We start from the raw sequence: 11,644 nt of genomic DNA, 5'->3' as shown, positions 1-11,644 counted from the left end.
TGAGGTGATGAAAAAGTTATTTCTATGATTATAAAAACACATGATATAGGCGGATAAATGCCATTCAATGGACTGTTCAAAAAAAAATCCAGTGCCGTCCTGGGTATTGATATCAGTTCGGCTTCGGTCAAACTGCTGGAGCTTTCTCGAAGTGGTGGAGGATATAAGGTTCAGTCTTACGCTGTAGAACCATTGCCATCGAATGCTGTCGTTGAAAAAAACATTAATGAGCTGGAAGCTGTAGGTGACAGTATCAGTAAACTGCTCACCAAATCCAAAACCTCTCTGAAAAATGTTGCCGTCGCTGTCGCGGGTTCTGCGGTGATCACCAAATCCCTGGAAATGGACGCTTCTCTCTCAGAGGATGAGATGGAAAGCCAGATTTCCGTGGAGGCCGATCAGTATATTCCATACCCCCTGGATGAAGTGGCCATGGACTTTGAAGTTCAGGATATCAGTGATGATAACCCGGAGCGGGTTAATGTGCTGGTCGCTGCCTGCCGAAAAGATAATGTAGATAACCGTGAGGCTGTCCTGAATCTGGCGGGATTGCAGGTGAAGGTGGTGGATGTCGAGGCCTATGCTATGGAGCGGGCCTTTGAACTGGTTGAACCTCAACTGGATCTTGCCGGGGACAGCTCGCTGGTCGCTATTGTCGACATTGGCTCTACTATGACCACACTGAACGTTCTGGAAAACGGAAAGATCATTTATACCCGGGAACAGCTTTTCGGGGGGCGACAGCTGACTGAAGAGATTCAGCGTAAGTATGAAATGTCACCGGAAGAAGCAGAATATGCCAAGAAAAATGGCGATCTTCCCGATGGCTACGAAGAGGAAGTGCTGGCACCATTTCGTGAGGCTGCTGTTCAGCAGATATCCAGAAGTCTCCAGTTTTTCTATTCATCCAGCGATTACAACGACGTGAACTGCATTGTTCTGGCCGGAGGGAGTGCATCAACCAAAGGCTTGGATTATCTGGTGGCTGAAAAGGTGGGTGCCCGTTGTATTATCGCTAATCCTTTTGCAGAAATGTCAGTCAGTAAGCGGGTTAATTCCAATACTCTGAATAACGATGCTCCAGCGCTGATGATTGCCTGTGGTCTGGCCATGAGGAGTTTTGACTAATGGCCCGCATTAACCTTCTCCCCTGGCGTGAAGAGCTCCGGCGGGAACGACAGAAGCAGTTTCTTATTGCCCTGGGAATTGCGGCAGTTCTTGCCGTTATGGTGATTGTTTCCAGAGACCTTATGCTGAGTTCAGCGATTGATGCCCAGAAAGCCAGAAACAGCTTTATAACAACCGAGATCGGATCTCTGGACAGTAAAATCAGAGAGATCAAGGATCTGAAAACAAAGAAAGAAGAACTACTGGCGAGGATGAAGGTTATCCAGAATCTCCAGGGTAACCGCCCAGTTATCGTGCGCATGTTTGATGAATTGGTCAGGGTGATGCCTGATGGTGTGTATTTCACCGGACTTACCGTAAAAGGTGGTGAAATCAATATTCAGGGGGTTGCAGAGTCTAATAACCGCATCTCCAAGCTGATGAGGAAACTGGATGAGTCTGACTGGTTTTCTGATCCGAATTTGACTGCTGTGAAGGCATTGAACAGCGGTGACGGAAGCACGTTCGATTTGACGGTTATGCAATCAACCCCGGAGGGCGATGGGGTATGAGTTCTCTTCAGGAATCACTGGAGAAGTTAAAAGGCTTCAATGTCAATGATCTCGACTTCGAGAATATTGGTTCCTGGCCCTTAGTCGTCAAGGCCATTCTCTGTGTTGTGGCTTTCTGTCTGGTTATTTTCTTTGGCTATAACTTCCACCTCAAAGACTTAGGCCGGACTCTCCTGATTGAAGAAGATATTGAACGAGAGCTGAAAGACGAATTCAAAACCAAGGCCTTTATGGCTGCAAACCTTCATGCATACCGGGCCCAAATGAAGGAAATGGAGATATCATTCAGTGCCCTTGTGCGTCAGTTACCCAGTGATACTGAGGTGCCGGGTCTTCTGGAGGATATCACTTATACCGGTCTTGGAGCCGGTCTCACCATCGATTCAATCAGTCTTCAGCCTGAAGTTACCCATGAGTTCTACATCGAGCTGCCGATTAATGTCAGTGTGCGCGGTGATTATCACGACATTGGAACATTTGTCAGTGGTGTGGCGGGGCTTCCCCGAATTGTGACGCTGCATGATTTCACCATTAAAGAAGCCCACAGCAACGTTGGTCTGGCCATGGAGATACAGGCTAAAACCTATCGATACAACGATAAGGTGGAAGAGGGCGAGCAGCAGGGAGAGGCAGATGGGCGTTTGTAAGCCACTTCATGTCTTCGTTCTGATTATGGGAGTTGTCCTGTTGACTGGGTGTGGCACCACCAGTGACCACCAGGACCTGAAACAGTTTATGGAAGAGGTCAAGGCCCAACCCAAGAGGCCTATAGAGCCACTGCCACAATTCACCACCTATGAAGCATTTACCTACAGTGCTTCGGGAATGAGGAGCCCATTTCAGGCACCCATCAAGGTGGAGATTGTTCGTAAAAGTCGTGTAGACAGTGTTGTCCGGCCAGATCCTGACAGGGTTAAGCAGTTCTTGGAGAATTTTGCCTTTGATGCTTTCTCCATGGTGGGAACCTTGAGTGATGACAATGGGTTTTGGGCCTTGCTGGCTGCAGATGGCAGTGTCTACCGGGTACAGGTCGGAGATTACCTTGGCCGAAACCATGGCCGGATTATCGGTATCACCGAAACAGATATACAGGTTATTGAAATTGTGAAAAGTGGTTCTGAACGCTGGGTTGAGAGACCGAGAACATTAACACTTAAGGATGCATAACCCATAGGAGCAGGGATTGCCCCGGTGGGAAAAATGGAAAGTATGGGTGTCAGTGGATGATGATCAAAGGCGGTTTCAAAAAGTGGATGCTGGCTCTGTTCGGTGCTGCTTTGGCATGCTTGCCAGGAGTATTACTGGCCGGTGAACTAAAACACCTGGATGTAAGCTCTCTTCCGGGAGATAGAGTTGAAATGACTCTGACTTTTGATAGTCCTCCCCCTGAAATTCGCAGTTATGCTATAGAACAGCCAGCAAGAATTTCCATCGATCTGCCTGGAACTACCAGTAAAGTTCCCAAGTATAACGATGTTGGTTTCTCTAATGCTCAGAGTATTACCGTCATCGAAACCCGCCATCGCACTCGCATGATTGTGAATCTGGATCAACCTGCCGGTTATACCTATCACGTAGATGGCAACAAGCTAATCATTTTGGTAGGTGATGGCGATCTTTCACAGGTTGCCCCAGCCGATGCAAAACAAGACAGTAATGTACCTTCTTCAAAAGACCGTAAAAAGGCAGCAGAGCAAGAAATAGTTGTTGTTACCGGTTCAGGTCAGATGCCAGGCCATCTGGCTGATGGGTTGACCAGTATTGACTTTGAGCGTGGTGAGGGCGGTGAAGGTAATATTGTTATTGGTCTAACTTCCAAAACTGTGCAGATGGATCTTGAGGAGCAAGGAGGGCGATTACGCCTGACCTTTCCGGGGATAAGTTTGCCCAAAGAGCTGCGTAACCGTCTGGATGTTGTGGATTTTGCCACACCAGTTCAGTTTGTCGATGCAAGAATTGAAGACGGTAACGCCTTGGTAGTTATTGAGCCTAAAGGGGAATATGACTACCTGGCATGGCAGGCTGATGAGAAAATGACCATCAGTATCAAGGCGTTAACCCCAAGAGAAGCTGAACAGAAACTGCGTGAAAAGCAGATGTACAGTGGAGACCGTTTGTCGCTTAACTTCCAGGATATCGAGGTGAGGGATGTACTCCAGATCCTTGCCGACTTTAAAGACCTCAACCTTGTTGCCAGCGATACAGTTGCTGGTCGGGTAACTCTGCGCCTCAAGAGTGTTCCCTGGGATCAGGCACTTGATATTGTTTTGCGCTCCAAAGGTCTGGGACAGCGTCAGGAAAATAATATTTTGATAGTTGCCCCAGCTGTAGAGCTGGCAGCTCTGGAGCGGGAACAGTTGGAATCCCAGCAGCAAATTCGAGAACTGGCTCCTCTTTATACTGAACTGGTTCAAATTAACTATGCCGATGCCGCTGAGATTGCTGCTGTTCTACTGGGCGGGGAGGGAAACAGGATTCTCTCTGAGCGTGGCAGTGTTCAGGTTATTGAAAGAACTAACAACCTTCTGGTTCAGGAAACTCAAGTAAAACTTGACGAGATTCGCTCTCTAATAGAGAAAGTGGATATCCCCGTTCGCCAGGTTCTGATTGAGGCCAGGATCGTTAATGCTGACACCGGCTTCAGAAAAGAGCTGGGTGTGAAATGGGGCGGATATATCCAGGGCGGAAACAAGCATAAAAATGGGCTACCTGATCCACGAGTTATGGTTGGTGGTAAGGGCGCTCAGGTAACCACTACGACATCGGAGCAGAATGGCCAGACAGTACTATCTCGTGCTTATACCTATGATCAGCTGTTTACTGATATGTCGGTGAGTGGCAGTACGTCAGCTGCAATTGCTCTTGGTTTCCTGACCGATTCGGCTGTTCTGAATCTGGAATTATCAGCCCTGGAGAGTGATGGTGGCGGTGAAATTGTTTCCCAGCCCAAGGTGATCACCTCTGATAAGCAGAAAGCAGTGATTAAAAGCGGTAAGGAAATTCCTTACCAGGAAGCCAGTTCCAGTGGTGCGACAACGGTATCCTTTAAGGATGCGGTGCTGTCGCTGGAAGTTACCCCCCAGATTACCCCGGATGGGCGTGTCATTATGGATATCAAGATCACCAATAATGACAGTACAACCTCAACATCTACGGGTATTCCCATTATTGACACCAATGAAGTTGAAACAAAAGTATTGATTGATGATGGTCAGACCATCGTTCTTGGTGGTATCTTCAAAAATACAACCAGTAAAGGTGTGGATAAAGTTCCCCTTCTGGGTGATCTTCCCGGTATTGGACGTCTTTTCCGAAAAGACACCAAACGGGAAACCAAGAGCGAGGTGTTGATCTTTATCACGCCGAAAATACTTACGGAATCATTGGCCTTGCGCTGACAGGACGTATGCAGTCACGCACTATTTATTTGATTGGGCCCATGGGAGCTGGAAAGAGCACCATCGGCCGAATGTTATCCAGAGAGCTTAATCTGCCTTTTCGTGATACGGATCAGGAGGTAGAGGAGCGCTGTGGCGCGGATATTCCCTGGATTTTTGATATGGAAGGGGAAGAGGGCTTTCGTCAGCGGGAAACTGCTGTGCTGGCATTACAGATGGAAGAGCCTTCCTATGTTGTTGCAACAGGTGGTGGGATCGTTACCCGGGAAGTAAACCGCCGGCTAATGATTACCCATGGGTTTGTTGTTTTTCTGCAGGCATCTGTTGCCACCCAGATAAAGCGCACGGCAAAGGACAAGAAGCGCCCGCTGCTGCAGCGTTCGGATCGTGAGCAGGTTCTGGCTGATCTTTACGAGAAGCGCGAACCACTGTATCGACAGACTGCAGATCTGGTTGTCTGCACTGATCGCGGCAGTCCCCGCCATGTTATCCAGGAAATCAAACAGGCCTATTTCTCTAAATAGCAGTCAGGTTTCTTGAAAATCGAGCTGCCCTGATCCGCACAGTGGCAGTTAATCGTGTCATAATTCCCTCCACTAAGAAAAAATGCTTCCCTGTCAGGAGTTATGACGTGCAGACCCTCAAAGTTGATCTTGGAGATCGTTCCTACCCTATATACATTGGCTCATCTCTGCTTGATCAAGATGATTTAATTCATCCTTTCTTGAATGGCAGCCAGATTGCCATTGTCTCAAATGAAACCGTAGCACCTCTCTATTTGCAGACGCTGAAACAGAGCCTGTCTGGTCTGAAGATTACCGAGGTTATCCTTCCAGATGGTGAACAGTACAAAAATCTGGATGTTCTCAATACGATTTTTGATCAACTGCTGAAAGATGTCCATGGTCGTAAAACAACACTGATCGCTCTCGGAGGAGGTGTGATTGGTGATATGTGTGGTTTTGCGGCAGCGTGTTATCAGCGTGGGGTCGATTATATTCAGATTCCGACAACCCTGCTGGCGCAGGTTGATTCATCCGTTGGAGGGAAAACCGGAGTCAATCACGCCCTTGGAAAAAACATGATTGGTGCTTTTCATCAGCCAAAGTGTGTCGTTGCTGATATCAGTGTTTTCAAAACCCTGCCGGACCGTGAGTTGTCTGCAGGGCTTGCCGAAGTCATTAAATATGGCCTGATTTGCGATGCCCCCTTCTTTGAGTGGCTGGAAGCGAATATTGAAAAACTGGTGGCGCGTGATGAGAAAGCTCTGGCTGAGGCCGTTCTGCGATCCTGCCAGAATAAGGCTGAAGTCGTTGCCGAGGATGAAAAAGAAGGTGGTCGTCGCGCAATCCTCAATCTGGGCCATACCTTTGGTCATGCCATTGAGACACATGAAGGTTATGGTGTCTGGCTTCATGGTGAAGCTGTTGCTGCCGGAACGGTGATGGCTGCGGATCTGTCAAAGAAGCTGGGTTGGATTGATGAAGCTCTTGTTCAGAGAGCAATCAAGCTGCTGGTAAAGGCAAAATTACCAGTTGTTCCTCCCCAGGATATGACCCCTGCCCAGTTCATGGAGCTTATGAGCGTGGATAAGAAGGTTGTGGATGGAAAACTTCGCCTGGTGCTTTTGAAAGGGCTGGGGGAGGCCGTTGTTACTGGAGATGTTCCGCAAGACTTGTTACACAGCCAGCTTGAGGAGAGTTGTAAATAAACTGGGCAAAGGTAATATTTTGCAGTTTTTTTCTGAATTGTGATCAAAAACCAGTTTTTTGATATTGCTGTTGACCTGCTGGTTTGTTAAGCCAAGGGTGCCCATGTACAATGACTGGCCGCCTGTCTGACGTGAGGCAGGCGATGATAATCTGGAATAGCCTGATAAATTACTGTAACCGGAGCACCCTTTGGCGTGAGGGTAAATGTATGGGTTTCGGGAGCCTTTAGGAGTGGAACCCGCCGATGCAGTCCGGCACCAATCACCATGAGCACCGATTTTAGTGGAAGCGTCATGGGGAAATAATGATTACAAAGGCAGTTGAGAGAGATTGATATGAGTTCAGGTTTGTACCGTCCTGGCGAATTCAGGGACAATTGTGGCTTCGGACTCATCGCCCATACAGAAGGCAGAAAAAGTCACGATTTACTCCAGAAGGCCATTGAAGCACTGACTTGCATGACCCACCGGGGCGGCATAGCCGCTGATGGAAGAACCGGTGATGGTTGTGGATTACTGATCCAGCTTCCCGATACCTTTTTTAGAACGGTTGTAGCTGACACTCTGGATGTCCAGCTTCCTGCCCTTTATGCTGTAGGCATGGTTTTCCTGAGCAAGGATGAACGACTGGCAAGTGAGAGCCGGAATATCCTTGAACATGAACTGGAAGATCAGGGCCTGAAAGTTGTTGGATGGCGAACAGTTCCCACCAATGAAAACTGTCTTGGGCCTATAGCGCTCGAGCAGTTACCAAGAATCGAGCAGGCATTTATTATCCCCGCCAAGGGGCAGGATGAGCACCAGCTCGAGGCTGCGCTCTTCATGTCGCATCGTAAAGCCAGCCAGCAGCCGGCAGGTGATGAAAACTTCTATATCTGCTCCCTGTCCAGCCGGGTGATCACCTACAAAGGTTTGATGATGCCGGCGGATCTGGCCAGCTTCTATCCTGACCTTGGTGACAAGCGTTTTGAAACCGCGATCTGTGTTTTCCATCAGCGGTTTTCAACCAATACCATGCCTCGCTGGCCTCTGGCACAACCTTTCCGAATGCTTGCTCACAATGGTGAAATCAACACCATTATGGGTAACCGGAACTGGTCAGCAGCACGTGCGAACAAGTTTAAATCTGAACTGCTGCCTGATCTTCACGAAATTCGGCCACTGGTTAACCGCAAGGGTTCAGACTCATCCTCGCTGGATAATATGCTGGAGATTCTGGTCACCGGCGGCGTGGGCCTTTATCGTGCGATCCGTATGCTGGTTCCACCTGCCTGGCAGAATGTCGATACCATTGACCCCGATCTGCGGGCTTTCTATGAGTACAACTCCATGCATATGGAGCCCTGGGATGGTCCAGCTGGTCTGGTTATCTCTGATGGTCGTTATGCTGTTTGTGCTCTTGATCGAAATGGCCTGCGTCCTTCCCGCTGGGTGAAAACCAAAGATGGCTATCTGACAGTTGCTTCCGAAATTGGCGTTTATGACTACAAACCTGAAGATGTGGTTGCCAAAGGGCGAGTTGGACCTGGTCAGGTGCTGGCTCTGGATACCGAAACCGGTGAATTCCTGCAGGCCAATGATATTGACCAGAAACTGAAGAGTCGCCAGCCTTACAAGAAGTGGCTGAAACAACACGCCTATAGAATCCAATCCCGCTTTATTGAAGAAGATCACCGGGTTGAACCGCTTGAAGCGGATCAAATGCTGGCTCACCAGAAACGGTTCCAGGTCTCTTTTGAGGAGCGTGACCAGATTATCCGACCTCTGGTAGAGAATGCTCAGGAAGCTGTAGGCTCAATGGGTGATGATACCCCAATGGCTGTTCTCTCCCAGAGAGTGCGTCCGGTTTACGATTACTTCCGCCAGCAGTTTGCCCAGGTGACCAACCCGCCGATCGATCCGCTGCGGGAATCTGTGGTGATGTCCCTTGAGGTCTGCATGGGGCGAGAGCGGAATGTCTTCAAGGAAACCCCGGAACATGCCAAGCGGGTAATTCTCAAGTCGCCTGTGCTTTCAAGCACCAAGTTCCTGAATTTGATCAATGCCCATCATGACCATGATGATCTGGCCGTTGAGCGGATTGATCTGGGTTACAAGCCTGAAGTTGGCCTGGAAGCGGCTATTACAGCTTTATGTGATAAGGCAGAAAAGGCTGTTCGCGATGGCAAGGTAATTCTGCACCTGACGGATAATGATCAGCCTCAAGATCACTATCTGGTGCATGCAGCTTTTGCAACAGGTGCCGTGCATCATAGATTGATCAGGGCAGGTCTGCGTTCCGATGCCAATATTCTGGTAGAAACGGGAACTGCACGTGACTCTCACCATTTTGCCGTGCTTATGGGCTTTGGTGCGACAGCGGTTTACCCGTGGCTGACCTATGAAGTGATCGGAGACATGATCCGCAGTGGTACTGTGATCTCCGATACCCTCAGTGCTTACAAATCCTACCGCAAGGGAATTTCCAAAGGTCTGCTCAAGATTATGTCCAAGATGGGCATATCTACTATTGCCTCATACCGCGGTGCTCAACTGTTTGAAGCCGTTGGTATCAGTAAGGAAGTTGTCGATCTTTGCTTCAGTGGGGTGCTGAGCCGAATTGAAGGTGCCCGCTTTGATGATTTCCACTTTGACCAGTCCCTTCTGGCTAAGGAATCGGCCAAGAAGCGTAAGCCTATTCAACAGGGCGGTATGCTCAAGTTTGTTCATGGCAGTGAATACCATACCTTTAACCCCGATGTAGTGAGTACACTGCAGAAGGCGGTCAAGAATGGTGACTACGCAGCTTGGAGAGATTATGCAGCGCTGGTCAATGAACGACCTGTTGCTGTGATTCGTGACCTGTTTGATCTGGACAGTGATCGCAAGCCTGTTCCTTTGGAACAGGTGGAACAGGTTTCTTCCATTGTTCGCCGATTTGACTCTGCCGCCATGAGTCTCGGGGCCCTATCGCCTGAAGCGCATGAAGCTTTGGCACAGGCCATGAACCAGCTGGGTGGACGTTCCAACTCCGGTGAAGGTGGTGAAGATCCTGCCCGTTTTGGAACAGACCGAGTTTCCAAGATTAAACAGATTGCATCAGGGCGCTTCGGAGTAACTCCTCACTACCTGGTCAATGCAGAGGTTCTGCAGATCAAAGTGGCTCAGGGTGCCAAGCCTGGTGAGGGCGGTCAGCTTCCAGGAGGCAAGGTCAATGATCTGATTGCCCGTCTGCGTTTCTCTGTACCTGGTGTAACCCTGATTTCACCTCCACCGCACCACGATATCTACTCTATAGAGGATCTGGCGCAGCTGATCTTCGACCTGAAGCAGGTTAACCCTGATGCACTGGTTTCGGTAAAACTGGTTTCCGAACCAGGCGTGGGAACTATCGCAGCTGGTGTTGCCAAAGCCTATGCTGACCTGATTACTGTTTCCGGTTATGACGGTGGTACGGCTGCTAGTCCGTTGACGTCTATTCGCTATGCTGGTTCCCCGTGGGAGCTTGGCCTTGCTGAAACTCAGCAGGCTCTGCGGGCGAATGATCTGCGTGGCAAGGTGCGTTTGCAGACAGATGGCGGCTTGAAAACCGGTCTGGATGTGATCAAGGCCGCCCTGCTTGGTGCTGAAAGCTTTGGCTTTGGTACTACACCGATGGTAGCCATGGGTTGTAAGTACCTGCGTATCTGTCACCTGAATAACTGTGCGACTGGTGTGGCAACTCAGGATAAAGGGCTTCGTGACGAGCACTTTATTGGCACTGTGGAAATGGTTACCAACTTCTTCACATTCCTGGCAGAAGAAGTGCGGGAATGGCTGGCTCGTCTGGGTTATACCTCTCTGGATGAGCTGATAGGCCGAACCGACCTGATCAAGGTGAAGGAAGGCCTGACTGACCGTCAGAAGTCACTCGATCTGTCACCTGTGTTGCAAAACAGTGCGATTCCTGCAGATAAGCCAAACACCTGCCAGGTTGATCGTAACCCGCCATTTGATTCTGGTGATCTGGCTGAAAAAATGGTGGCGGATATGCTGCCAGCCATCGAAGCAGGAACGGGTGGTGAGTATAAATACACCATCTGCAACTGCGACCGTTCCATTGGTGCAAGGGTTTCTGGTGAGATTGCCAAACGCCACGCTAACCAGGGGATGAGCAAATCACCTGTGACTGTGCGTCTGAATGGCAGTGCCGGTCAGAGCTTCGGTGTCTGGAATGCTGGTGGTCTGGAAATGTACCTGCAAGGTGATGCCAACGATTATGTCGGCAAGGGTATGACTGGCGGTAAGCTGGTAATCCGCCCACCACAGGGCAGTACTTTTGAAAGTCAGAAGACGTCTATCATCGGCAACACCTGCCTCTATGGTGCTACTGGCGGTAAGCTGCTTGCAGCCGGTCGGGCCGGTGAGCGACTAGGTGTCCGTAACTCCGGTGCTCATGTGGTTGTTGAAGGGGCCGGGGACCACTGCTGTGAATATATGACCGGTGGTCTGGTCACTGTTCTTGGCGCAACCGGAGGTAACTTTGGTGCAGGTATGACCGGTGGCTTTGCTTATGTGCTGGATATGGATCGCCGCTTTGTGGACCGCTACAACCATGAGCTGGTGGATATCCATCGTATCGACTCTGAAACCATGGAAGATCATCAGACTCATCTTTATGGAGTGATTGAAGAATTTGTTCAGGAGACAGGCAGTGCCTGGGGCCGGGATATTCTGGAGAACTTTGAAGACTATGCCGGATTGTTCTGGCTGGTGAAGCCCAAGGCTGCCAGCCTCGACAATCTGCTGGCCACGACCCGAGGTCGCCCTGAATAGCAGGGCGGTACGGGTTCGAAAACAGAATAAGCCCAGGGCTCCACGGCTTAAGACAGGCGGGG

Annotated in this window: 8 protein-coding genes; all 8 read left to right on the top strand. The window is 49.6% G+C overall.

Features of this window, described 5'->3' with window-relative positions; genetic code table 11:
- Positions 1-57: 57 nt before the first annotated feature.
- The 8 genes from M3P05_RS11715 (at position 58) to gltB (ending at position 11,582) form a co-directional block, all read left to right on the top strand.
- Positions 58-1,128, top strand: coding sequence for a pilus assembly protein PilM (locus M3P05_RS11715; protein ID WP_249699837.1), 1,071 nt, complete (start codon positions 58-60; stop codon positions 1,126-1,128).
- Positions 1,128-1,679: a PilN domain-containing protein gene (locus tag M3P05_RS11710; protein ID WP_249699836.1), complete on the top strand. Its 552-nt coding sequence runs from the start codon at positions 1,128-1,130 to the stop codon at positions 1,677-1,679. Before M3P05_RS11715 ends, M3P05_RS11710 begins: the two co-directional genes overlap by 1 nt.
- On the top strand, positions 1,676-2,326 hold the full coding sequence (locus M3P05_RS11705; protein ID WP_249699835.1) for a type IV pilus inner membrane component PilO: 651 nt from the start codon (positions 1,676-1,678) through the stop codon (positions 2,324-2,326). Before M3P05_RS11710 ends, M3P05_RS11705 begins: the two co-directional genes overlap by 4 nt.
- Positions 2,313-2,846 carry a pilus assembly protein PilP gene (locus M3P05_RS11700; RefSeq protein ID WP_249699834.1) on the top strand — a complete coding sequence of 178 codons (534 nt, stop codon included), beginning with the start codon at positions 2,313-2,315 and terminating at the stop codon, positions 2,844-2,846. Before M3P05_RS11705 ends, M3P05_RS11700 begins: the two co-directional genes overlap by 14 nt.
- A gap of 56 nt (positions 2,847-2,902) precedes the next feature.
- Positions 2,903-5,077: a type IV pilus secretin PilQ gene (gene pilQ / locus M3P05_RS11695; RefSeq protein ID WP_249699833.1), complete on the top strand. Its 2,175-nt coding sequence runs from the start codon at positions 2,903-2,905 to the stop codon at positions 5,075-5,077.
- 8 nt (positions 5,078-5,085) lie between these two features.
- On the top strand, positions 5,086-5,601 hold the full coding sequence (gene aroK / locus M3P05_RS11690; RefSeq protein ID WP_249699832.1) for a shikimate kinase AroK: 516 nt from the start codon (positions 5,086-5,088) through the stop codon (positions 5,599-5,601).
- Positions 5,602-5,708: 107 nt separating this feature from the next.
- A complete protein-coding gene (gene aroB / locus M3P05_RS11685; protein ID WP_249699831.1) occupies positions 5,709-6,788 on the top strand; it encodes a 3-dehydroquinate synthase in 1,080 nt (359 codons plus the stop codon).
- Positions 6,789-7,124: 336 nt separating this feature from the next.
- On the top strand, positions 7,125-11,582 hold the full coding sequence (gltB, locus tag M3P05_RS11680) for a glutamate synthase large subunit (protein WP_249699830.1): 4,458 nt from the start codon (positions 7,125-7,127) through the stop codon (positions 11,580-11,582).
- Positions 11,583-11,644: the final 62 nt, after the last annotated feature.

This window comes from Parendozoicomonas callyspongiae, from assembly GCF_023502345.1.
GTDB lineage: Bacteria > Pseudomonadota > Gammaproteobacteria > Pseudomonadales > Endozoicomonadaceae > Sansalvadorimonas > Sansalvadorimonas callyspongiae.
This window is presented reverse-complemented; position numbering and strand designations above follow the sequence as displayed.